Source organism: Sodalis sp. RH16 (genome assembly GCF_047324245.1).
GTDB classification, from domain to species: domain Bacteria; phylum Pseudomonadota; class Gammaproteobacteria; order Enterobacterales; family Enterobacteriaceae; genus Acerihabitans; species Acerihabitans ligni.
In genome coordinates this window covers 959349-983589 of sequence record NZ_CP178737.1, presented here as the reverse complement: position 1 = coordinate 983589, position 24241 = coordinate 959349, and the positions used below count along the sequence as shown (strand labels likewise).

Genomic DNA, 24241 nt, shown 5'->3' with positions numbered 1-24241 from the left:
CTTATTGTCCCTGCCGGATAAACGTCAGGCCGCCGATGCCGCCGGCGTTAGGGGCGGTGACTTCCACGGTGACGGTTTGGCCCGCCACCAGGCGCTGGCGGGCGATATCCGAAGCATTGATTTTCACCCGGACCGGCACCCGCTGCGCCAGACGTACCCAGTTAAAGGTAGGGTTGACGCTGGGCAGCAGATTGTCGCCGGTAAGCCGGTCGCGTTCGGCGATGCCCGCCGCGATGCTTTGCACGGTGCCGGTGAAGGGGCCGTGGCCGCCCATGGGAATGACCCGCACCGGATCGCCGATATGAATGCGCGGCAGCTTGGTCTCTTCAAAATAGCCTTCCACATACATCGAACCAACGTCTACCAGGGCCAGAACCGGTTTGCCGGTGGTGGCGTAACTGCCCTGCCGCAGATCGAGATTGGTGACAATACCGTCCACGGGGGATCGGACCTGGGCGCGCTGCAGGTTCAGCTTAGCGCTATCCAGCGCCACTTCGGCCTGGGCCAGGGCGTTTTGCGCCTGCTCCAGGCGGGTTTGTGTCCGTTCGCGCTCCTCCAGAGGCACCAGCGTGCCCAATTGGGCGTTGCGTTTGTCTTCGCGCTGGGCCTGGGCGATGGCGATGCGCTGCGAGTCGAGGGCCACCTGCGCCTGCCGCACCGCCAGTTCGTAACGGCTGTGATCCACCTCGAACAGCAGCGAACCGGCGGTTACCCGCTGGTTATCCTGAATCGCCACGTCGGTTACCAGACCGGAAACATCCGGCGCAATGACCACTACATTGGCCCGTACCCGTCCATCTCGGGTCCAGGGCGCCAGTTCGTAATGATCCCAGAGTTTCAACACTGCCCAGATGGCCGCCAGGGTGACCAGCAAGGTGATGAATACCCGAATGAATTGGCGTGTGCGTAAAGTCATTAATTCAGATTTCATCGCAAATTATCGCTGAACAAAAAAAGTAACATGAGTCATCCCGTAGAGCAGAAGAAAATAGACGGCGATATCGAACAGCGCCGGATGCCAGACCCAGCGATAGAAGCCGACGATAAACAGCAGGCGCCGTACCAGCCAGAATACCGCCAGCGTGGCCAGCGACAGCAGCATTAACCAGGGGATATAGAGGCCGCAGAAACTGGCTTCACCGATCATGCCGTTTCTCCCGCGGCGAGCAGTTTGACGGGAGCGTCGGGGAACAGGTTATGGCGCAGCCCCACCAGCGCGGTGATGGCGGTGCGCCAGTGCGCGGATTTTTCCGGCATCCTGAGGATTTCCGTCAAGGCGCCGTCAATGGCGGCCAGTAAGGTCCCCGCGGGCTGGTTTTCGGCGGTGCGGAAAAGGGCGGCCAATTGGGCCAGCAGGGCGGGAAAACCGATGGAGGGAAAAGCTCTGCGCGCCTGCTGAAGGGCGATGACATTGGTGCCCAGACGAAGATCCCGCAGGGTTTCGCGGGCGATAATATTATTGCGGGTGACTTCCCCTTGGGCGATACGGGTCACCAATAACCCGATACGGTCCACCATGCGGACGGCGAAAATCTGCAGCTGATGCGTGCGGTTTCCGCTGGACATGACCACCAGATCCCGGCGGATGGCCTTGCGGATGCGCCTGGCGCTCCAGTCGGCTCCCACTGAACGGAATAACTGGGTCACTCGAGCCGCCACAAAGGTGCCGAACAGTTGTGCCGTGGTGCTATTGATAAAGGTAATAACATCCGCGTGGTCGGTGTCATGGGACGAGAGTGTGCCGGCCACGCCGAACAGCAGCGGCAGGGCGACCATCAGCAGGGCCGGCCGGGCGCTATAGCAGCCCAGGACAATAAACAGCGGCGCGCAAACCAGCACCAGCATGCCGAAGTCCTGCACCATGGGCAGCAGCACCAAAATATAAATGGCCGAGAGAGGCGCTGACCAAAAGGTGTATTTCAGGAAATTGTTAATGGCGGGCACCGGATCGTCCATCACCGCGAAAAAGCTGCAAAAGACCGCCGCCATCATGGCGGCCGTCGCCCCGGAATCCCAGCCGAGCATAATCCAGAACAGACAGCAGAAACCGATGGCGATAAACGCCGCCAGAGACGACAGCAGCGCCATGCCGAGATCGCGATGGAGCACCCGGTTACCGATGGCGGCGATACGGCGGCGGGGCATCACCCCGTGGCGCATCCCCTGGGTAATATCCTGGCGCAATATCATGCAGGCCTGCCATTTCAACACCAGTTCTTCCAGATAGCTTGCCAGGGAAATCCGCAGCGCCCGCGACCACGGCGTCTGCCCTGAGCCGGACTCCAGCCTCTGTATGGCATCCCTTAATTGCAGACGCTGGTCGTTAAACTCCGCCGCGGTGAGAGATTCGGCCAGGTCAACGCGGTCGGTCAGCGGGTCATGCTCCGTCAGCCATTGGCTGATGCGGTTAATCACCGCCACGACATCCGGGCTGAAGCCCTCTTCGGCCTTGTACAGCGCCTTAAGCCGGTCTTCCACCGCCGAAAGCGTGGGGATCAGTTCCGCCACCCGGTCCTGCATGGCGCGAACCGCCCCCGCGGTCCAGGTGAGGTTTCCCGTATCGTAGGGAATATGGGTGGCCAGCAGGCGCAGTTGGGTAATATCCACCGACAGCCGCAGGCGGGACGCGGATATAGCGTCATAGTCTTCCTTGGGAACCGGTGCCCCGGTGGAGAAGATATCCTTCAGCCAGCGTCGGGTATCGGTCAGGGTTTTATCCAGCAGGCCCATCACGCTGTTGGTCAAGCCGGCGGGCAGCACCACGCTGTGCAGCAGGGTAGCGCACAGGATGCCCAGGCTGATTTCCTCCACGCGGGTCACGGCGGTGTTGAAAATCAGATCAGGCGTTTGTACCGTGGGAAAACCGATTAACGCCGCGGTATAACCGGCCAGCATAAACGTATAGGAGCGGGGGGTCCTGTCCATCAGGGACACAAACAGGCAGACACTGACCCACAGCGCCATCGCCAGGGATAACAGCACCGGAGCATTGGATAGCGTCGGGATCAGAAACACCGTCGCGGTGCTGCCGATAAAGGTGCCGCACAGGCGATAGACCGCTTTTGAGCGCACCATGCCCGCCAGCGGCTGGCTTACGACATAGACCGTCAATAATGACCAAAAACTGTTGGGCAGCCCGGCGCGGCTGGCCAGATATAACGCCAGCATGGCAGCGGTAAAACTTTTGAGGGAATAGATGATCTCGGCGCGAGAGAACAGCTTAATCGTCGGCATGGTCATCGTCATTCAGGGCGTATCTGTCATGTTCTCGGCATCGATGGAAGAGGAACCATTGATACCCAATCGTTTCTCAAGCACACAAAATGTCCGCAAACAGGCCTGGACGTCTTCGTCGGATACCCCATCGAACAATTCGGCGCGCAGCTCGTTGAGCAGGTCTTCGATCCGGGTCCGAATGGCGTTGCCCGCAGGCGTCAGGCACAGAATTTTGGCGCGTTTGTCTACCTTATCCTCCTGGCGCAGGACCAGATCGGCATCCACCAGCTGATTCAGCGAGCGCACCAGCGAGGGCCCTTCGATACCCAACTCTTCCGACAGGCCGCCGGGGCGAATGCCTTCCGGATGGCGGCCAATCAGCACCAGCGGCCAGGCCATGGCGGTTGACAGGCCCAGCGGCGCCACCACTTTGTCGGCCTTGGCCCGATATGCCCGCTGCAATAATCCCAGGGCGACGGTGAGGGTCATTAATGTCTGTTCGCGATTTTTGGGCAAGGTCATGATTATGCGTAGCATATAATTAGGTAGTTTGCTAACTATATGGCGAGGGGCAAGGGGAGTCAATACCTCATATAGGAGTATGTCCCTGCCAAAGCACCAGCCCTTGATTCTGGTAACCCCTGTTTCCGCGCACTAAGCGCGCCAACGTTAACCGGCCAAGGGATTATCAAGCCTGCGCCAGGCTAATGGGTCTTAGCCAGCAGCGGACAGTATCCTTCATCACCGCCAGGCGATCTTCCAGGGCCTGCGCGGCGGTCAGGTCCCGTTGATAGACCAGGGACAGGGTGGCGCTGTTGATCAGGTAAAAGAAGCCCAGCGCCGAAATGTTGATATTCAGCTGCATGGCGTCTATATCGTCTCGAAGGGTTCCTTCGCTGCGGCCGCGCGCCAGGAGGTTTTTGGCGATAGCCAGCCAGCTGGCGTTGATGTGCAGCACGTCGGCGGAGTGGTTGAGATGACGGGCCTGCATCTGGTTTTCGCTGTTGAGCAGACGGATGAATTCCGGATGGGCCAGGTAATAGCGCCAGGTAAATTCCACCAGCGCCATTACCGCTTGATCCGCCGGTAAATGATCCAGCGCCAGGGCGGCTTCCTGCTGCCGGATATCGCGGTAGGCGTCCTCCAGCACCCGCGTAAACAGACGGTCTTTGTTTTCAAAGTAGTGATAGAGCAGTTGCTTATTGACCTGTGCGGCGGCGGCGATTTTTTCCACACGGGCGCCGTCGAAACCCTTCTGGGCAAACTCTTCGCGGGCCGCCGCCAGAATGCGGCTTTGGGTCAGGGCGGGATCGCGTTTGCGTTTGCTGCCGATGTCAGCCGACATGTTATTTCCTCACTGAATGATGCGTAACGATGAATTGCTATCGGCAATCTATGCCATGGGTTGCCGCCGATATTGCGCTCGCGCCTGGTCCTTAGTCAACCGCCCGGTTGATTATGCGAAGTGGATCATCTTTTTAACGGTCCCGTAACGTTATACTTCGCTAATCAACCATCCGGTTGATTAGGCGTTCAATTTACGGAGGTAAAAAAGATGAACCATGCCGGTCCACCGGTCGCCTTTATCACCGGGTCTACCCGGGGGATAGGGAAAAGCTGCGCCGTCGCCCTGGCGCGGGCCGGTTTTAACGTGGCGATAAATGGCCGCGATAACGAGGAGGGACGACAACGACAGCAGGCGTTGGTGGCCGAACTGCAACAATACGGCATTGATGCCTTGGCCTGCGCCGGCGATGTCGCCGACCTGAATAGTCAGCAGTCCATGATTGACGCCATTGTCCATCGCTGGGGTCGCCTGGATTGTCTGGTGAATAACGCCGGTACCGCCGCGCTGCGGCGTGGGGATTTGCTGGACGTCACCCTGGAAAGTTATGATCATTGCCAGAACATCAACAGCCGGGCCATGTTTTTTCTGTGCCAAAAGGCCGCCAGGCAGATGCTCTCTCAGGGAGGGCTGAACGCGGCCTATCGCTGCATTATCAATATTACCTCCTGTAGCGCCCACATCCTTTCGGTCTCCCGCGGGGAATACTGCGTCTCCAAGGCGGCGGCCAGTATGGTGACCCAACTGTTCGCATTACGCCTGGCGGACGAGGGTATCGGCGTCTATGAAATCCGCCCGGGCATTATTGAAACCGACATGACCCAAGGGGTTAAACCCAAGTACGATCAATTGATTGCCGACGGTCTGGTGCCGATGCGGCGCTGGGGACAGCCTGAGGATATCGCCAGGGTCATCCAGTCCATCGCCGCCGGGCAATTGCCGTTTACCGTCGGCCAGGTAATCGATGTGGACGGCGGCCTGGGCAAACCGCATTTCTAGCCCGGCGCGAATATACCGGTACGCTATCAACCAGCTCCGCGATCGTGAACGATCGCGTTGAACGTTAAGCAAGGAAATATCCTATGAATGAGCCGGACGGCCAATTGCTCTCCATCAACACCGCCACCCTGCGCCGGCAGTGGCGCCTGGATCAGATTATCGACGGCTGCGCCCGGCACGGCATCCGCGGCATCTCCCCCTGGCGGGATCAGGTCCAGGCCCTGGGGCTCAATGAGGCCGGACGGCGGATCCGCTCTCACCAGCTAAAGGTGACCGGCTATTGTCGCGGCGGCATGTTCCCCGGCAACACCGCCGAAGAGCGCCGTCTGGCGTTGGATGACAACCGGCGGGCGGTTGACGAGGCCCTGGAACTGAATGCCTCCTGCCTGGTGCTGGTGGTGGGGGGCTTGCCGGGTTCATCCAAAGATCTTCCCGGCGCCCGTTTGCAGGTAATGGACGGACTGGCGGAACTGCTGGAGTATGCCCGGCCGGCGGGCATGCCCCTGGCCATCGAGCCCTTGCACCCCATGTATGCCGCCGATCGGGCCTGCGTCAACACCCTTGAGCAGGCCAATGACCTGTGCGACGAACTGGGAGACGAAGGGCTCGGTCTGGCGGTGGATGTGTACCATACCTGGTGGGACCCGAAACTGTTCGGGCAAATTGAACGGGCCGGTAAAAAGCGATTGCTGGCCTTCCATATCTGCGATTGGCTGGTGCCGACCCGGGATATGCTGGAGGATCGCGGCATGATGGGGGACGGCGTCATCGATATCCGCCGCATGCGCCGGGCGGTGGAGGCCCAGGGCTACCGGGGCTCTCATGAGGTGGAAATATTTTCCGAAAAAAACTGGTGGCGGCGGGACCCGGATGAGGTGCTGGAAACCTGTAAAGAGAGACACCGCCGGCACTGCTGATGGGATTCGGACTATGGCGGCGATAACCGGCACAGGTTCCCTGTGCCTTCGCAGACTGCTGACAAACATGCTCGGAGTCAATCTGGCAGCCTGCCCCGACCGGACACTTTGTCAACAAGCTCCTTTAGTTTATCGGCTGCCGGCTTGCGTGCATTCCGCCAGCCGGATCGTCAGCTGCTCGGCGCCCTGGTCCGGAGTAATGATTATGCCCTGGGCGTCGTCCGCGACCAGGCCGCCGCTTACCGACGCAATGCGGTGTATATTGCGCAGGCACAGGGTCCAACCACGGGCTTCCCCTTCGGCCCGCAGAGAAATATCCTGCCCGCGACGCTCCGCCACCAGGGTGAAACGCGTTTTAGCCGAGCAGGAAGAAAGCCGGCACACCGCCTGCCGGCCGTCCCCGAGGGCAAACAGGTGAAACGCCGGCTCAACGGTATAATCATAATCCGGCTTTTGATCGTTTTGCCCCAACGGCAGCAGGGTATTCTCCCGTACATAGAGCGGCAGGCTGAGAAAATCATGGCGCTCTTTACGCCAGCCGCCGACGGCCTCCTTATTGCTGAACAGATGGGTCCAGCGGCCCGGCGGCAGGTAAACATCAACCTCGCCATGCTCGCTGAATACCGGCGCCACCAGCAGGGCATCCCCCAGCATATATTGACGATCGAGATAATCGCAGCCGGGATCGTCGGGAAATTCCAGCATCATGGCGCGCATCATCGGCGTACCGGCGGCGGCGGCCTGGATCGCCGCCTGGTAGATATAAGGCATCAAGCGGCATTTCCACTGGGTAAAATGCCGCAGCACGTCGCAGGCCTCCTCGTCGTAGACCCAGGGGACGCGATAGGATTTGCTGCCGTGCAGCCGGCTATGGCTGGACAGCAGGCCAAAGGCGCACCAGCGTTTATAGACGTGGGCGGGAGCGGTATTTTCAAACCCGCCGATATCATGGCTCCAAAAACCAAAGCCGGACATGCCAAGGGAGAGGCCGCCGCGCAGGCTTTCCGCCATGGATTCATAATTGGCATAACAGTCGCCGCCCCAGTGCACCGGGAACTGCTGCGCCCCAACCGAAGCCGAACGGGCAAACAGCACCGCATCCTCCCGTCCGCGGCTTTCCTGTAAGAGCTGAAAAACCACTTTATTGTATAAATAAGCGTAATGATTATGCATTTTCTGCGGATCGGCGCCGTTAAACCAGGCCACATCGGTGGGAATGCGTTCGCCGAAGTCGGTCTTGAAACAGTCGGCCCCCATCTCCAGCAGTTTTCGCAAGTGGCCGGTATACCAGGCGCAGGCCGCCGGGTTGGTAAAATCCACGATGCCCTGGCCCGGCTGCCAGCGATCCCATTGCCAGACCCGTCCGTCGGGACGTTTGAGCAAATATCCCTGCTCCATGCCCTGCTTGAACAGCGGCGATTTCTGTCCGATATAGGGATTGATCCATAAACAGATCTTGAGTCCTCTCCCTTTGAGTCGTCGCAGCATGCCCTCCGGGTCGGGAAAGACTTCCGGGTCCCAGGTAAAATCGCACCACTGAAACGCCTTCATCCAAAAACAGTCGAAATGAAACACATGCAGCGGCAGGCGCCTTTCCGCCATGCCGTCGATAAAACGGTTCACCGTTTTTTCGTCATAGTCGGTGGTAAAGGAGGTGGTGAGCCACAGGCCGAAAGACCAGGCCGGCGGCAGGGCAGGCCTGCCTGTAAGGCGGGTGTAGCCGTCCAGCACCTGTTTGGGCGTCGGACCGTCGATCACCAGGTATTCCAGATACTCGCCTTCGACGCTGAACTGTACTTTGGACACTTTTTCCGAAGCCACTTCGAAAGAGACGCACTCCGGATGATTTACCAGCACGCCATAGCCACGGTTGGTGAGATAAAAAGGAATATTTTTGTAGGATTGTTCGGTGCTGGTACCGCCGTCCCGATTCCAGGTCTCAATGGCCTGGCCGTTTTTTACCAGCGCCCCGAAGCGTTCGCCGAGGCCGTACACCGTTTCCCCCACGCTTAAATCCAAGCGTTCGAAGACGTAATTTTTGCCCTTATGCTCGTCCTGGACATAGCCGCCGGACCGGGCGCCGCTGCCGGTGATGCGCCGGCCGTCATGGAGAAAGTCCAGGGCCCAGTTTTCTCCTTTGCTCACCCGTACCGACAGGTCGCCGCTGCTTAAAGAGGCATATTCCGCGTTATCTTCGATGCGGGTTAGGGTGGAGTCATCCTTGTTTAACGGATAACAGGGTGTTTGGGCGGGAAGCCCCTGGAAATGTTCAATGCGCACGCCGATAACGCCGGTTTGCGGCGAGAAAAAATGCAGGGTAAGCAGAGGGATATCCAATTGGTCCCCCCGCGAGCTGACGTCCCGGGGCGCGGCGAATACCACCAGATCCCGGCCTTGCCGCCGGACTTCGAATACCCGCAGCGGATGTGTCAGCTGCAAACCGGGCTGTATCAGCCAGTTGCCATCGCTTATTTTCATCTTATCGCCTTAAAACGTTATAAATGATTCAACCTGATTAAGCCTGTTTCAACGCGGCCGCCGCGGTTATTTGCGTCCTATGCCCAAGGATAACTCGTCTAAAATACGGTTCATCATCGGGGTGCGCAGGGTATAAAAACGCTGGGCCACTATGGCGCTCAGCAGGTAACAGATACCCGGCGCCAGGGTAAACAGGGCTATCACGCTCGCCAGCGTCCCGCTGTTCTGGGTGGCGGCTCCCGCTTGATAACCCGCGCCGGCCAGCACCCAGCCAATCACCGCGCCCCCCAGGGCCAGCCCCAGCTTAAGGACAAACAGCGTGCCGGCGAAGCTGATGCCGGTGAGCCGTTTACCGTTGGTCCATTCGCCGTAATCCACGGTATCCGACATCATCACCCATTGGATCGGGGTGACCATCTGGTGCAGCACGCCGATGATAAAGATAAAGCAGAACATGGCGATATTTGCCCCTATCGGCACCATAAACATGGCAAAGCTCAATACCGCCAGCGCGGCGTTGGTCCACCAGAATACCGCCACTTTGCAATACCGGTCGGTGACCGGTTTCGCCAGGGCGCTGCCGATCAGGTTGCCCACCGAATAGGTGCCGAGGAACAGGGCGAAAATCGCCGGACGGCCGAGGATATAGGTGACGTAATACATCATGGCGCCGCCCCGTACCGATACCGCCAGGATATTGAGGATGGTCAGGATGCCGACGATACGCCATTGATCGTTATGGATAATATCCCGCAGGTCTTCGCGCATGGTGCCCTGCAGGGCGGTGCGATCGCTGATTCGCTCCCGGGTGGTGGCGAAACACAGCGCCAGCATGATAATCGCCACCACCGAAAGAATGGCGATACCGCCCTGGAATCCACGGGCCTGGTTCGTGCCCCCCACCAGTTTCACCAGCGGCATCATCAGTACCGTGCTTAGCATGCCGCCGGCGGTGGCCAGTACGAAACGATAGGACTGCAGCGAGATACGCTGGGTCGGATCGTTGGTGATGACCCCTCCCAGGGCGCAATAAGGAATATTCACCACCGTGTACAGCAGCGTCAGCAGGGTATAGGTCACCGAGGCATAGATCATTTTACCGGTCAGGCCGAGATCGGGAGTGCTGTAGGTAATGACGCAAACGATCCCGAAGGGTATCGCCCCGAACAGCACATAAGGGCGGAATTTGCCCCACCGGGTACGGGTACGGTCGGCCGCCAGCCCCATAAGCGGGTCGGAAACGGCGTCCAGCGCCCGGGCGAACAGAAACATCGTGCCGGCGAAGCCCGCCGGGATACCGAAAATATCGGTATAAAAAAACATCAGATACAGCATGACGTTATCAAATACGATATGGCTGGCGGCATCCCCCAGCCCATAACCGATCTTTTCTTTTACAGAGAGTATTGAATGAGAAATTAAGGAATCTGCCATCGTTTTTATCCTCAACGACTGTCGCGGTTGGAAAGACAAAAAGCTTAGATGGCTAATAAGTTAGGGGGTTACAAATCTTCATGCCATTACGATATTTCATAATGTAATTATGTTTGTTGTTTTATGTGATCATGCAGGCTTATTTGCCGGTTGCCGCGACGGCGTTGCCGCTAACCCTGGAACAGCTTATGCGCCAGCACCGGCACGATGCGTGAGTCGCCCGCATCGGATATGATTCGTTCCACCTGGGTCAGCGGGCCGATTTTCACCGTGCTTTTACGCCCGAGCTTGCTTTTATCCATCAGCAGCAGGGATTGGGTGGCTTTATGGAGCAAGATGGTTTTGTATTCGGCGTTGATGGCGTTGGAGTCCCACATCATGCCTTCACTATCAATGCCTTCGCAGGAGAAGATAAACAGGTCGATATCCAGATGCTTAAGCAGTGAAAAAATCGAGCAATTGTTATAACAGGCATATTTACGCTGCAGGGTGCCGCCGGAGCTTATCAACGTAATACGGGATTTTTTTTCCAGTTCATGACAGACCCTGACGCTGTTGGTAAACACCGTCAGGGGGATATCGGGCAGTTTTTTCGCCAGATACCAGCACGTGGTGCTGGCGTCCAGGGCAATCACCATGTCCTCGTCGATCCAGGTCAGGGCCTGTTCGGCGATGTCGGCCTTGCTGTATAGGTGGCTTTTCACCCGCTCGTTAAACGAGTCGCCGTTGTCCGGAACGCCTCGTCTAATGTTTTTTGCCCGGCCATGCTGGCGGATAAGCAAGCCCCTGTCCTGCAAACTGTTGAAATCACGGCGGATCGTCTCTTTGCTGACCTGGAACCAGGCCGCCAGTTCGTCCACCTTCAGGATCTCCTGTTGGGATATTAACGCCAGAATATCTTGCTGCCGCGTTGATTTCATATGCCCTCCGATGCCTTGGGTCAGGATAATCGGTACTTACCGTCGGCATAAGATACGACATAGACCGGTCAAAATATGGGCGTCACCCCTTTTTTTAACAAGATATTGCCGTATTTAGCCGTTTCACCGGTGAGGACAATGGCAAAAGCCCCCCGTGCGCGTTGGTAAAACGCGTAACGATCGATGCGGGCTACCGGCGGATGGCTGCCTTTACCGAACAGGGCTTGCAGATAGCGGGCCTCCACCGCGGGATCCAGCTCATCGCCGGCGCCGGGGGCCATCATCACCAGCGGCGGGGTATAACTGTCCAGCTCGAACAGCGGGATGATGGCCGCCAGCAGCGCATCCACCGGCAACCCGTCGGCGCGCACCACCTGCGGCCCAAGGGAGTGAGCCGGAAAAAACGCGTCCGCCAGGATGATTTCATCGCCGTGGCCCATCTCGGCGAGAATTTTCAGCAGCGCGGGAGAAATGAGCGGGGAAATATTTTTCAGCATAAAGCATCTCCTGTTAAAGAAGTAACGCGACAGGGCGGGAACAGCTGCTGATAACAGGCGGCGTCGTCCCCCGGCCTGTACCATTGGTATTGATAAGCCACCTGCTGCCGAGCCGCTTCCGGCGTGGCGTAATAGCCGATACCGCTCCAGGCGAACATGGACGCCCCCAGCACGGTGGTTTCAGCTTCATTGAGCACCTTGATGGGTAAATTCAGCACATCCGCTTTGATTTGGTTCCATAAATCGTTGCGGCTGCCGCCCCCCACCAGCGTCAGCTCTTGGCTGGTGAAATGGCCGATTCGCTCAAGCAAGGTGAGATTATCCCGCAGGGTGGCGGACAGTGCTTCCAGAGAAGCGCGATAGATATGGCCGCGCCGGGCCGACAGCGACAGTCCCTGCCAGCCGGCCGCCGCGTCTACCAGGCTGCCGTGCAGACGCACGCCGTCGGTACCCGGCGGGATTGACCGGGCTTCTTCAATCATTTCCCGATAGACCGCGGCGGGGGCGCTGCCGGCCCAGCACAGCTGGCGGACCCATTCCAGTACGCCGGAGGCCAGCCATTGCAATCCCGGGTTAAACAAACCGGCGCGGCTGTCCAGTTCGCAGGTGGATCCGGCTATTTCCGGCAGCATGGCGGTATTCACCCGTTGACTGCGGACCATGAGGATCTCCCAGGTGCCGGAAGAGAGAACCGGCTGATCGAGGGCGGCGCCGGAACCGAACAAGGCAAACTGGGTATCGTGGCCGGCAGAGACCACCGGCAGTCCGGCCGGGAGTCCCAACCGTTCGGCGACGGCGGGCAACAGCGTGCCCACCCTGTCGCCGGCTTCGGCGATAGCCGGGAAAAGCCTGTTATCCAGCCCGACGCTCTGCAAAATCCGCCGGCTGAAATCCCCCTGCTGCACATCCAGCAGCTGACTGGTGCCCGCCATGGTGCGATCGGTGGTGAACGCGCCGGTCAGCCGGTGGTTGATTAGGGATGAAATAAACAGCCAGGCCCGGGCCTTCTCCAGCAGGCGCGGCTGGTTTTCACGCAGCCATACCAGCTTATAAAGGGTATTGAAGCTGAATTGCCCCACGCCTGAGATGCCCTGGAGCTCCGCCGGGGAGATATAGCGGCCGATATCCGCCATGACGGCGGCGGTGCGCGGGCATTTCCAGCTGATAACCGGATAGAGCAGTTCCCCTTGGGCATCCACCAATGCGCCGTCCACCCCGAAGGTGGTGACGGTCAGGGCATGAATGCGGCAGGAGGAAAGCTCTGCGGATAAGCGGCGGCAGCACTGGCCGAGGCCGGCCATTATTTCGTCCAGGGACCATATCTGCCAGAGGGGGTTTTCCCCGCCGGGCCGGCTGGCATTGGGGATAACCGCCTTCGCCACCACCATGCCCTCGGGGGAGAGGGCGACGGCCCTGAGATTGGTGGCGCCGCAATCCAGTACGATGACAACATTTTGGCTCATGGCGGCTTTAGCCTCCGGATAGATTTTGCGAGCTTGTTGACTCAATGCCCTGTCCCGCCTTTTTAACTCCGAGTCCGTTTGTCAGCAGTCTGACGAATTGCCGGCGCGGCTATTTTTTGTACAGCGGGCCGTAGTTTTGGCAGGCGCGGTAATCCTGTCCTTCCGGGTCCATGCCGTGGGCGGCCCAGGCGGTGGGGCGGTATATCTGTTCCTCCGCCACGTTGTGCATACATACCGGAATGCGCAGCATGGCCGCCAGGGTGATAAAATCCGCCCCCACATGGCCGACGGTGAGGACGCCGTGGTTGGCGCCCCAGTTGGCCATCACCGAATAGACATCACGGAAGGGACCTTTGCCGGTCAGGCGCGGCGCAAACCAGGTGGTGGGCCAGGTAGGGTCGGTGCGCTGGTTCAGGGTATCGTGCACCGCCGCCGGCAGATCGACGCTCCAGCCTTCGGCGATTTGCAGTACCGGCCCGATCCCGCGGATGATATTGACCCGCGTCATGGTGAAGGGCACGCCGCCGCGGCTCAGAAAACAGGACGAATAGCCGCCGCCGCGGAAATATTCATGGATGGCCGGGCACCATTCGGTGGCCGCCAGGCAGGCCTGGGCCTCCTCATCGCTGATTTCCCAATGGGGCTTCAAAGTGGGCTTGCCTTCGGCGTCGGTCTGGCGGCAGGTGCCGTCCAGCGCCGCCGAACCGGAGTTGATAAGGTGGATAATGCCTTCGGCGGCATGGCCTTCCAGCTGGTATTGCGTAACGCGTTTTACCGCATCGGGGGACCAGTAGGTACGCACATCGGCAAAAATCTGCGCGGTGCCGGTCAATGTATGGCCGAACAGCATGGCTACCGCGTTCAGGCTGTCGTTTTCCGTCGCCACCACCATGGCTTCCCGCACGCCGTTCCAGTCAAAGGAGCTGTTGAGCAGTGCCTCGGCGGTATCGCCGTTGGGGTATTGATCGGTCCAGTGACGCTGGCCCTGAAAACCGGCGGCAATGGCGTTGTAGCCCAGGGATTCTTCCACAAAGCCCCGTTCAGCCACTTTGGCGCTGCCCTGCATCATGTCGCGGATGCAAATCGCCATCAGCAGGCTTTCGCGCAATATCCCGCGGCTCTGTTCCTCGGACTGGCGGTATTGCTGCGCGTTTTTATCCTTCCCGAAACGGAAATACTTGTCAGCCCAGGAGAGGGCCAGCTCCAGCTCATCGGCGTCATAAATCTGCTGATCCATCCGGCGGCGCAGTTCGGTCATATCCACCGCCTGGACTTTCATGCCCAGCCAGGATTCAAAAAAGTCATGATCCACAATGGAGCCGGCAATGCCCATGGCGACGCCGCCGATGGACAGGTAGCTTTTGCCTTTCAGGGCCGCCACCGCGATGCCGGCCCGGGCGAAGCGCAGCAGTTTTTCCTGTACATCGCCGGGGATGCTGTTATCGCCGCCATCCTGCACATCGTGGCCGTAAATGGCGAAAGCCGGCAGCCCTTTCTGATTATGGCCCGCCAGCGCGGCGGCCAGATAGACGGCGCCGGGCCGTTCGGTGCCGTTGAAGCCCCAAATCGCCTTCGGCCGGAACGGGTCCATATCGATGGTTTCGCTGCCGTAACACCAGCAGGGCGTCACGGTGATGGTCAGGCCGATATTTTCCGTGCTGAATTTTTCTTCGCAGGCGGCGGATTCCGCCATGCCGGCGATACAGGTATCGGCTATTACGCACTGCACCGCTTCACCGTTGGGATAACGCAGGTTATCCGTCAAAAAGGCCGCGGTGGCGCGGGCCATGTTCATGGTTTGTTCTTCCAGGGATTCGCGGATACCCAGCCGGCGGCCGTCGATAACCGGACGGATACCCACCTTGGGAGCCGGGGAAGCATGATGGGGAGATAGATGTTGACTGCTCATAAAGATTCCTTTTCTGTTCCAAACAGCATTGGCGGCGCCGGCCGGGCTTCGGCGAACGGCGCGGCGCCGCCCTTTATTGATTCAGAGAGCTACTTTTTACCGAACGGGTAGAGCAATTTCTGAATCGCCGGTTCGTTCAGGTTGCTTTGGGTGACAAATTTCACCGGAATATCAACGGATTTAGGTACCTTCTGCCCACGAATGGAGTTCACCAGGGTAGTCAATCCCTGATAGCCGATCTGATAGGCGTCCTGAACGATGAAACCCTGGATAGCGCCGATTTTGAGGTAGTTGATGATGGCTTCGGTGCTGTCGAAACCGATGACTTTAATCTTGCCGGACAGTCCCAGGGTTTTAATGGCATTGGCCACCCCCAGGGTCGAGCCTTCGTTGGTGGCGTAAATACCCGCCAAATCGGGATTGGCCCGCGTCATATCGATGGTTTTATCCATGGCTTTCTGCGGATCGCCGTCGCTGTACTGCACCGGCAGCAGCGTAATGTTCGGGTATTTTTCCTTGATGGTCTTGGTGAACCCCTCCGTGCGTTCGATGGCCGACGTGGTGCCGGCCACATGGGCGACGATGCCGACCTTTCCCTTACCGCCCAACTCCTTGGCCAGCGCATCCGCCGCCGCCGAACCCGCTTTCACATTGCTGGTGGCGACAAAGCTGACCGGGATATCGGAATTCACCCCCGAGTCGAAGGTCGCCACGGTGATATGCTGGCCGTTGGCTTTCTCCACCAGGGGAATCAGGGCGTTGGCATCCAGGGACGAGAGTAATATCCCGTTGGGATGGCGGGTGATGGTATCCTCCATCAGCTGGATCTGCTCGGCGATTTGGGTTTCATCGGACGGGCCGACAAAACTGGTTCTTACCGACAGATCTTTTGCCGCCGCCTCCGTGCCTAATTTCACCGTCTGCCAGAATTCTTGCTGGTATCCCTTACTGACCACCGGGACATAAAGCTGGTCAGCGGCATAAGACTGGCCTATGCCGAATATTGCCATCATTGCCAGGCCGCAAAGCGTTTTTATTTTCATCATGACAACCTCATGTGATTTATCGTTATACCCTTGGGTAATACAGTTCAGGTAAGAATGACGTCGGGGAATTAAATTCTTTTACGGACCGTATCCAAATAAACCGCCGCAACCACTACGATGCCCATGGCCACCATTTGCCAGAATTGCGATACGCCGATTAAATTAAGCCCGTTATTCAGCACGCTCATAATGAACGCCCCGATAATCGTGCCGCCGATGGTGCCGACGCCGCCCATCAGGCTGGTGCCGCCGATAACCACCGCGGCGATGGCCTGCAATTCATACCCCATCCCGGCCGTCGGCTGGGCGGAATTAAGCCGCGACGCCAATATCACGCCGGCAATGCCGGTCAACACGCCGCAGAAAACGTACACGAACACCTTGACCCGATTGACTTTGATACCCGACAGGTGAGCGGCTTCCTCATTGCTGCCGACGGCGTAGATATAGCGGCCGATAACGGTTTTGTTCAGGATATAGGCCGCCCCGGCGGCCAGCACTATCAGATAGATCACCGGATAAGGCAGGAAATTGAATAGCTTGCCCTGCGCCAGCATCTGAAAGCCGGGATACTGCAGAAAGTACAGGGCTCGGCCGTCGGTAAGCACCAGATTGACGCCGCGCGCCGACATCATCAGCCCGAGGGTGGCGATAAACGGCGGAATGGTCCCTTTGGTCACCAGAAAACCATTGATAAATCCGCAAATCCAGCCTCCCAGCACGCCGGCCAGGACGCACAGGGAGATAGGCAGCCCGAAGGAGGCGGCCAGCCCAACCAATACGCCGGAAAAAGCCACCACCGAACCCAGGGAAAGGTCAATGCCCGCCGTGATAATCACATAGGTCACGCCGATGGCCAGGATGCCGATGACCGAGGTTTGCAGCGCAATGGTCATCAGGTTGTCGGTGTTTAAGAAATAGGGCGAGCTCAGGCTGAAAAATAACATGAGCAGGATCAAACTCAGCAGGGGCGCGAAACGCATCAGCAACACCTTATTGCTTAGTTTTTTATTCGTGCCAGTCTGTAAATATTTGGTTATGCCAATCATGATTCAGCCCTCTAACGTCGCATATTTCATTATATTTTCCTGATCCGCTTGCGTTGATTGCAATTCGGCAGTAATACGCCCTTGACGCATGACCAATATTCTGTCGCACATGCCGAGGATTTCCGGTAATTCAGACGAAATCATAATGATGGATTTGCCTTCGGCGGTAAGACGGTTCATCAGTTCATATATTTCGAGTTTTGCTCCAACATCAATACCCCGCGTCGGCTCATCAAAAATCAGTATTTCCGAGTTTTTGCATAACCATTTGGCAATAATAATCTTCTGCTGATTACCGCCGCTTAGATTCACCGCCAATTGAGCCAGATCGGGCGTTTTGATCCGCAGCCGGCGGCGGAGATCCTCACCGGCTTCCCGGCAGCGTTTCTCGTCGATGACGCCCCAGGCGTTGGCATATTGCCGGTAGCTGCTCAGCATGATATTGGTGCCCACGGACAACCCCAGGGCCAGGCCGTCCTTTTTCCGGTCTTCGGTGAGATAGCCGATGCCAAGGGAAATAGCGCGGTAAACGCTGTCCACGGTCACCTTGCGGCCTGACAATGTAATCTCGCCGCTGTCGATGGCATCGGCGCCGAACAGGGCGCGGGCCACCTCAGTGCGACCGGCCCCCATCAGACCGGCGAACCCAAGGATTTCCCCCCGCTTAAGTTCAAAGCTGATGTTATCCAGCACCCCCCTGCGGCACAGGTTTTTGACGCTAAGCACCGTCTCCTCGCCGGGAGCGGCGGCCCTGACCGGGTAGATATCCCCCAGTTCCCGGCCCACCATCATGGTGATCAACTGGGCGATGCGCACCGTTGTGTAGTCTACGGTGGCAATGTATTTACCATCGCGCATCACCGTGGCCCGATCGGCGATTAACGCCAGTTCCTCTAGCCGATGGGAGATATACACAATGGAGACTCCCTGCGTTTTAAGCAGACGGATGACGTTAAACAGACTATCGATTTCACTTTCGGTCAGCGCGGCGGTGGGCTCGTCCATAATCAGTATTTTGGCGTTCACCGACAGCGCTTTGGCTATCTCCACCATCTGCTGCTGCGCCACGGTTAACGCTAAGACCAGCCGGGTAGGGGGGATGGTGAGGTTCAGCATGGCCAGCAGCTCCTCCACCGCCTTGCGCTGCGATGTCTCATCAAGAATCCATTTGATGTTTTTATGGTGTTCCCGCCCGATAAAAATATTTTGCTCGACGGTTAAATCCGGGAAGAGATTAAATTCCTGATGAATAATGGCAATGCCCAGGGCGGAAGCGGCAATGGGACTGGTGATATTTACCGGCTGACCCTCAAGATATATTTGCCCTTCGTCACAGATATACACCCCGGACAAGACTTTCATCAGCGTGGATTTTCCTGCCCCGTTTTCGCCGAGCAGTGCATGGACTTCTCCCCGCTGCAAATCAAAACTGACATTATCCAGTGCCAAAACACCGGGGAATCGTTTCGTAATATGGTTCATTTGCAAAACTGTTTCGGGCATGTGGCCTCCGGATAACACTCCGATTAGCGGACTAATCTTTCAGGCGATGATCCTTAAAACCCAGCGCGCAGTCACCATGGTGCTTTTTGAGCGGCTTTTGCTTACGCTAACTCGAGTTAGCAATTTATGAAATGTGCTGTTCAGACACAAAGCCTTTATATGAATTTTGTGATGGTGATCGATACGTATGCTTTAATGTGCTGAAAAAAATGCTTTTATTTATTGAGCGCCGAATCAAGACCCGTTGCCGGCGACGGCCATCGGTTCTTGTCGTATCCCTTATTGCCGGTGGAGAAAATTCTAAACGGTCAATTTAAAAAACATACGCTGTCTGCTCCATAACCGGCTTTATGTAAATAAAATGTGAGTTTAATCACTAAAATAACGGACTTTATTGCGTGGATTTAACATCATCGAGGAAAAGACATTGTTGTTAAATGTCCGTATTGGTCGGTAATTAAAAAAGCGGGCATCATTTTATTAACGTACAAAGTTTGATCACGGCCGCCGGCATTATTAATGCTGTATCGATCACATTTTTACAGCAGCTGGATTTCGCGAATATCCCTTCAGTTAATTATATCGGTCAGGGTTAAATGCAGTGTAACTATATATATCCTGAATAATTTGGGTTGCTGGAAGGCCAACGCATCCGCAACTTGAAGTATGACGGGTATGTCGAGGAAAAATAATGGAAAGAACAACCTTAGCGCGAGAAATTATCGATACCTGCCTGGAAATGACACGCCTGGGGCTTAACCAGGGTACCGCCGGTAACGTCAGCGTCCGTTTTGAGGACGGCATGTTGATAACGCCTTCCGGTATCCCTTACGACCGGCTCGGCGAACAGCAGATTGTGTTTGTCGACGGCAAAGGGCGGGGTGAAACAGATAAAATCCCGTCCAGTGAATGGCGATTTCATCTGGCGGTATATCATACCCGTCCGGACGCCAACGCGGTCATTCACAACCATGCCCTAAACTGTACCGGGGTATCAATTTTGAACCGGCCGATTCCGGCCATTCATTACATGATTGCCGCCGGCGGCGGGGATGATATTCCCTGCGCGCCTTATGCCACCTTCGGCAGCCGGGAATTGTCCGAACATGTGGCGGTCGCCATGGAGCACCGTAAAGCGACGCTGCTGCAGCATCATGGGCTCATCGCCGCCGAAGAGAATCTTTCCAAGGCGTTATGGCTGGCCCATGAGGTGGAAGTCCTGGCGGCGCTGTATCTGAAACTGCTGCCCATCGTCCAGCCGGTGCCGGTATTGCCGTCTGATGAAATCGCCCGGGTGGTGGAAAAATTCAAAACCTACGGTCTGCGGGTGGAACGCTGATTACGATTATCCGTGGCGCTATCCATCCCTTCCTATAGACCTTGTTACTGAAATAATAAGCAATATGTCTATGACCCTTAGGCCATTGCTTCGGCTATACCGCTGAACAAGACTGACATAAGTACGCTAAATGCCGCGGCACAAGGCCTTTTCCCTGCGCCGGACCTATCCGGGCGCAGCGGCCGTGGCCGCAGTGGGTTCGAAAAGCAATTTCATTAAGCGTTTATTCTAAAAGGGTCATCTGAATGAATCGTAAGCTTCGTGTTGGAGTCATCGGCGGAGGGATCGGTGGCGCTGCATTGATTGCATCATTGCGGCAACGGGGCATGGAAGCGCATCTGTTTGAACGTACCGCGGCATTTAGGGAAGTGGGGGCGGGGGTGCAAATGTCCCCTAATGCGGTAAAAATTCTCTATGCGCTGGGATTACGGGATACTCTGGTCCGGCTGGGCTATGTGCCGGAAGCCGTTATCGGCCGCCACTGGCGCACCGGGCGGGAAAATTTCCGTACCCCGCAGGCGGGTGCCTGCAGGCGGATGTTCGGTACCGACTGTTATCATCTGCACCGGGCCGACCTGCTGGCGATGCTGGTGAATTTAATCAATCCGCGACAGGTTACCATGAATGCCCACTGTATTTCGGTGACCAATCATGGCCAAACTGCGGTGGCGCGCTTTTCCGATCATGAAGACTTCGAGGCGGATGTGATAGTGGGCGCCGACGGAGTGCATTCAGTGGTACGCGATAGCCTGTTCGGCGCCGAGGCGCCGTTATTCACCGGCAATATCTGCTGGCGCGCGGTCATACCGGCGGCGCTGCATCCGGAATTCATCAGCCCGGTCACCGCGGTCTGGCAGGGGCCCAACGGCCACGTGGTGACCTATGCCATCAGCGGCGGCAACGCGCAGAATATCGTGGCGGTGAGTGAAACGCCGCACTGGATGGCCGAGTCATGGCATGTGCCCAGCAGCCGGGAAGAAATGCTGCAGGCATTTGCCGGCTGGCATCCCGACGTGCTGCGGGAACTCTCCGCGGCCGAGAGTGTGTTCAAATGGGGCCTGTTTGATCGCGATCCCATGGAGCAATGGTCGAAAGGGCATATTACGCTGCTGGGAGATGCCGCCCATCCCATGCTGCCGTTCCTGGCCCAGGGCGCGGCCATGGCCCTGGAAGACGGCTATATCCTGGCCAGCCTGCTGGCGGTGCCGGGGATTGATGCGACGGAAGCGCTGCAGCAGTATGAAGCGGAACGGATGCCGCGCACCAGCCGGGTCCAGCTTTCCGCGCGGGCGCGGGGCAAACGCTTTCATCTGACGTCCCCCTGGCAGCAGTTCAAACGGGACTTCAGCTATAAGCTGAAAACCATACTTAGCCCCCACGCCGCGGGACAAGAGGCCCATTGGGTCTTTTCCTACGATGCCACGGCGTTTCGCCCGTCCGGCCGGCGGGTTGCGTCGTCGGTTTCCGCTCCCGAGCCGGTAAACGGCTGAAATATAAGCCCCCGGCTCTTCGGCGGATTATTTCGCCGGGCATTTTTCCCGAGCCGGTCAATGGCCGTAATACCTGCATCGGGGCGGACGGGTTTTATAGGAAAGTCCGCCCCGATTTCTTCATTGCCAACCGAGACTTCCTTGCCGCCCGGCGGACGGGCCGTTAGAATGCCCTTACTGACCGGAGAGGTATTCGGCGGGCAGGGACCACTGCGGGAATATCCCCCCAAGCCCATCACTCCGGCCGGCCAGGCCCTTCATAACGCAACGGCGGCGGCCGTTGCGGCACGAGGACAAAACACCTCATTTCGCCGTCAACGCGGCCATAGGTCATAGCGGTCATGACACCAAAAACGCAGCCGGAGCTGCAGGGTCCGGAACGTTCATTGCTAAAAAAATTACATCTGGCTTCCCTGGTGGAAGGCTGCACCCTGGTTATTCTGACCTGTATCGCGGTGCCGCTGAAACATCTTGGCGGCTATCCGCAAATTGTCGCGGTGATGGGTCCGGTGCATGGGCTGGCCTTTCTGTTTTACGCCTGGATGGTGATAAATACCGCCTCCGGCGGCATGTGGCGCAAGGGGCAGGTGGCGCGGTTGCTGTTGCTGGCGTTTATCCCCTTCGGCACTTTTTTTAATCTGGGTATGATCACCAGGCGGTCAGCCGGATCGGATGCCCTTGATATTTAGGCTAAGGAAAAGAATTCATGACAACTTATTTACTGCTGCTTTCGCTGCATCTTGTCGCCTTCACGCTGTGGATTGGCGGCATGCTTATTCTGGCCCTGGCCATGAACAGCTGGAAAAAGATCCCACCCCTGGAGCTTTCTCCCTCCCTGCGTATCTTTACCGCCATTCAACGCTGGAATCAGACGGTGACCATGCCCGCCATGCTGTTGAGCTGGCTGTCCGGCCTGGCGTTGCTGATGATGGGCAATTGGCCGCCATCCTACTCATTGCTGCTTAAGGGCGTGTTTGTGCTGGCGCTATCGGCTTTGCACGGTATCCAGTCGGGATCCTTTCGGCGCAGCCTGGGGGAATCCCAACTGCAGGCGCCCGCCATTTTGCGCCATGCCGCCGGTTTTACCCTGGCGGCGCTGGTGATTATCGTGCTGCTGATCCAGCTTAAGCCGTTTTAAGGCCGGCGGGGGCAATGCTGTTAGGGTGGGGTTAACAGGCCGGGGCACGCCATCTAGGCCCGGCTAACCTCTTAGGGCGGTATCTGACCCTTAAGGGGCGGTTACCACCCTCGATCCGGTTAAGCTGCCGCGGTCGGTTTGATCGCCGCCGCCACGGTTTGCGCCATCGGCGTGGTGGGGCGGCCGATAAGCCGGCTCAGCTGGCGGCTGCTGTCGAACAGTCCGCCCTTGGCCGTTCCGGCGGCGGAATCCGCCAGCATGGCGGCCACCGGTTCCGGCAGGCCCGCCTGTTTGAGCAGCTCCTGATACCCCGCCTGCGTCAGGTTGACATAATTCACCACCGTGCCGGACTGGCGGGAAATTTCCGCCGCCAGGTCCGTCAGCGTATAAGCCTCGTCTCCCGCCAGTTCATAAATCTTGCCGGCATGACCGGTGCCGGTGAGCACGGCGGCGGCGGCGGCGGCATAATCGGCGCGGGTGGCGGAGGAGATCAGGCCGTCCCCGGAGCATCCGGCCAACGAGTTGATGGCGATGGCCGCCGGGATACCCATGGCGTAGTTCTCGTTATACCAGCCGTTGCGCAACAGCGCTACCGGCAGGCCGGAATCCTGTAACAGCGCTTCAGTGGCGCGATGTTCTTCGCCGAGGATGGTTAACGGGCTGGTGTCGGCATGCAATAAACTGGTGTAGGCCAGCAGACTTACGTTTGCCCGCTTGGCGGCCTCTATCACGGCGCGGTGCTGCGGTACGCGCCGGCCGACGTCGCTGGAGGAGATCAAAAGCACTTTTTCCGCGCCCTCGAATGCCTTGTCCAGCGTAGCGGGTTCGTTATAGTCGGCCTGGCGGACATTGATGCCCAGGGCGGCGAGATCTTGGGCCTTCGCCGGCGAACGCACGGCGGCAATCAGCTCTGCGGCCGGCCGGGTTTTTAATAATTCGGCAATAACCAGACGGCCCAATTGGCCCGTAGCACCAGTAACAACGATCATATTTTTTTCTCCTGTATGGTTTAGTAATGCCACTTTAGCCTTTATACTAACTTTTAGTAAGTACTAACAAAAAGGTAAGTATGATGATAATAAACGGCACGCCGAATGACTCCCTGGCTACCAAGATGCAGCGAGGGGAATTGCTGGATGTAAACTGCCCCTCCCGTGAAATTTTGAAGCACATGACCAGTCGTTGGGGGGTGCTGGTGCTCATCGCGCTGGCGCAGGGCACTCACCGTTTCAGCGAATTGCGCCGCAAAGTGGGCGGCGTCAGCGAAAAGATGCTCTCACAGACGTTGCAATGGCTGGAGGACGACGGGCTGGTGGTTAGAAAGCCGTTCCCCGTCGTGCCGCCCCATGTAGAGTATAGCCTGAGTCCGTTGGGGGAAGAGGCGGGGGAAAAAATCGAGGCATTGGCGGATTGGATTGAATTCAATATGCCGCGGATTGTGCGGTCGCGGGCCGCCCGGCCCCGGTCGATGCAAGAGGCCGGCTCCCTTTAACCGGCT

Annotated in this window: 22 protein-coding genes; 7 read left to right on the top strand and 15 right to left on the bottom strand. The window is 57.8% G+C overall.

Annotation, left to right across the window (positions count from 1 at the left end):
* Nucleotide 1: 1 nt before the first annotated feature.
* The 5 genes from ACL2XJ_RS04590 to ACL2XJ_RS04570 form a co-directional block, all read right to left on the bottom strand.
* On the bottom strand, nt 2–916 hold the full coding sequence (locus tag ACL2XJ_RS04590) for an HlyD family secretion protein (protein WP_207917953.1): 915 nt from the start codon (nt 914–916) through the stop codon (nt 2–4).
* Between the two features lie 21 nt (nt 917–937).
* Nucleotides 938–1147 (bottom strand): DUF1656 domain-containing protein, encoded by a 210-nt coding sequence (locus tag ACL2XJ_RS04585; protein WP_413725785.1) that lies wholly within the window; start codon nt 1145–1147, stop codon nt 938–940.
* The gene (locus tag ACL2XJ_RS04580; RefSeq protein ID WP_413725784.1) at nt 1144–3246 is read right to left on the bottom strand and encodes an FUSC family protein; all 2103 of its coding nucleotides are present in this window, start codon (nt 3244–3246) and stop codon (nt 1144–1146) included. Before ACL2XJ_RS04580 ends, ACL2XJ_RS04585 begins: the two co-directional genes overlap by 4 nt.
* Nucleotides 3247–3738, bottom strand: a complete 492-nt coding sequence (locus ACL2XJ_RS04575) for a MarR family winged helix-turn-helix transcriptional regulator (RefSeq protein WP_413725783.1) — start codon at nt 3736–3738, stop codon at nt 3247–3249.
* Nucleotides 3739–3904: 166 nt separating this feature from the next.
* The gene (locus tag ACL2XJ_RS04570) at nt 3905–4561 is read right to left on the bottom strand and encodes a TetR/AcrR family transcriptional regulator (protein WP_413725782.1); all 657 of its coding nucleotides are present in this window, start codon (nt 4559–4561) and stop codon (nt 3905–3907) included.
* Nucleotides 4562–4771: 210 nt separating this feature from the next.
* Between ACL2XJ_RS04570 and ACL2XJ_RS04565 the strand changes: the two genes are divergently transcribed.
* Together ACL2XJ_RS04565 and ACL2XJ_RS04560 are read left to right on the top strand one after the other, a co-directional pair.
* Nucleotides 4772–5560: a 3-ketoacyl-ACP reductase gene (locus ACL2XJ_RS04565; RefSeq protein WP_413725781.1), complete on the top strand. Its 789-nt coding sequence runs from the start codon at nt 4772–4774 to the stop codon at nt 5558–5560.
* An 83-nt stretch (nt 5561–5643) separates the two neighbouring features.
* Nucleotides 5644–6477 carry a sugar phosphate isomerase/epimerase family protein gene (locus tag ACL2XJ_RS04560; RefSeq protein ID WP_413725780.1) on the top strand — a complete coding sequence of 278 codons (834 nt, stop codon included), beginning with the start codon at nt 5644–5646 and terminating at the stop codon, nt 6475–6477.
* A gap of 129 nt (nt 6478–6606) precedes the next feature.
* On the opposite strand, the gene yicI is transcribed toward ACL2XJ_RS04560, so the two are convergent.
* The 9 genes from yicI to ACL2XJ_RS04515 all read right to left on the bottom strand — a co-directional run bounded on the left by yicI (nt 6607) and on the right by ACL2XJ_RS04515 (nt 18776).
* Nucleotides 6607–8955, bottom strand: coding sequence for an alpha-xylosidase (gene yicI, locus ACL2XJ_RS04555; RefSeq protein ID WP_413725779.1), 2349 nt, complete (start codon nt 8953–8955; stop codon nt 6607–6609).
* Between the two features lie 66 nt (nt 8956–9021).
* Nucleotides 9022–10374 (bottom strand): glycoside-pentoside-hexuronide (GPH):cation symporter, encoded by a 1353-nt coding sequence (locus tag ACL2XJ_RS04550; protein ID WP_132927976.1) that lies wholly within the window; start codon nt 10372–10374, stop codon nt 9022–9024.
* A 185-nt stretch (nt 10375–10559) separates the two neighbouring features.
* Nucleotides 10560–11309, bottom strand: coding sequence for an L-fucose operon activator (gene fucR / locus ACL2XJ_RS04545; protein WP_413725778.1), 750 nt, complete (start codon nt 11307–11309; stop codon nt 10560–10562).
* Nucleotides 11310–11377: 68 nt separating this feature from the next.
* Entirely contained in the window at nt 11378–11806 is a 429-nt protein-coding gene (gene fucU / locus ACL2XJ_RS04540) for an L-fucose mutarotase (protein ID WP_413725777.1), read from the bottom strand.
* On the bottom strand, nt 11800–13269 hold the full coding sequence (gene fucK, locus ACL2XJ_RS04535; protein WP_413725776.1) for an L-fuculokinase: 1470 nt from the start codon (nt 13267–13269) through the stop codon (nt 11800–11802). Before fucK ends, fucU begins: the two co-directional genes overlap by 7 nt.
* Nucleotides 13270–13378: 109 nt before the next feature.
* The gene (gene fucI / locus ACL2XJ_RS04530) at nt 13379–15178 is read right to left on the bottom strand and encodes an L-fucose isomerase (protein WP_132925201.1); all 1800 of its coding nucleotides are present in this window, start codon (nt 15176–15178) and stop codon (nt 13379–13381) included.
* Nucleotides 15179–15267: 89 nt separating this feature from the next.
* Nucleotides 15268–16191, bottom strand: a complete 924-nt coding sequence (locus ACL2XJ_RS04525; protein ID WP_338091505.1) for an ABC transporter substrate-binding protein — start codon at nt 16189–16191, stop codon at nt 15268–15270.
* A 101-nt stretch (nt 16192–16292) separates the two neighbouring features.
* Complete coding sequence (locus ACL2XJ_RS04520; RefSeq protein ID WP_413725775.1) at nt 16293–17273, bottom strand: ABC transporter permease; 981 nt, start codon at nt 17271–17273, stop codon at nt 16293–16295.
* Nucleotides 17274–17276: 3 nt separating this feature from the next.
* Complete coding sequence (locus ACL2XJ_RS04515; protein ID WP_413725774.1) at nt 17277–18776, bottom strand: sugar ABC transporter ATP-binding protein; 1500 nt, start codon at nt 18774–18776, stop codon at nt 17277–17279.
* A 691-nt stretch (nt 18777–19467) separates the two neighbouring features.
* Between ACL2XJ_RS04515 and ACL2XJ_RS04510 the strand changes: the two genes are divergently transcribed.
* The 4 genes from ACL2XJ_RS04510 (at nt 19468) to ACL2XJ_RS04495 (ending at nt 22743) form a co-directional block, all read left to right on the top strand.
* Complete coding sequence (locus ACL2XJ_RS04510) at nt 19468–20115, top strand: L-fuculose-phosphate aldolase (protein ID WP_413725773.1); 648 nt, start codon at nt 19468–19470, stop codon at nt 20113–20115.
* 245 nt (nt 20116–20360) lie between these two features.
* The gene (locus tag ACL2XJ_RS04505; protein ID WP_413725772.1) at nt 20361–21605 is read left to right on the top strand and encodes an FAD-dependent monooxygenase; all 1245 of its coding nucleotides are present in this window, start codon (nt 20361–20363) and stop codon (nt 21603–21605) included.
* A 341-nt stretch (nt 21606–21946) separates the two neighbouring features.
* Nucleotides 21947–22294, top strand: a complete 348-nt coding sequence (locus tag ACL2XJ_RS04500) for a DUF3817 domain-containing protein (RefSeq protein WP_413725771.1) — start codon at nt 21947–21949, stop codon at nt 22292–22294.
* Nucleotides 22295–22311: 17 nt separating this feature from the next.
* Complete coding sequence (locus ACL2XJ_RS04495; protein WP_203520839.1) at nt 22312–22743, top strand: CopD family protein; 432 nt, start codon at nt 22312–22314, stop codon at nt 22741–22743.
* Between the two features lie 119 nt (nt 22744–22862).
* On the opposite strand, the gene ACL2XJ_RS04490 is transcribed toward ACL2XJ_RS04495, so the two are convergent.
* Entirely contained in the window at nt 22863–23732 is an 870-nt protein-coding gene (locus ACL2XJ_RS04490; RefSeq protein WP_413725770.1) for an SDR family oxidoreductase, read from the bottom strand.
* An 80-nt stretch (nt 23733–23812) separates the two neighbouring features.
* On the opposite strand from ACL2XJ_RS04490, the gene ACL2XJ_RS04485 reads away from it, so the two are divergent.
* The gene (locus tag ACL2XJ_RS04485) at nt 23813–24235 is read left to right on the top strand and encodes a winged helix-turn-helix transcriptional regulator (protein WP_132925215.1); all 423 of its coding nucleotides are present in this window, start codon (nt 23813–23815) and stop codon (nt 24233–24235) included.
* Nucleotides 24236–24241: the final 6 nt, after the last annotated feature.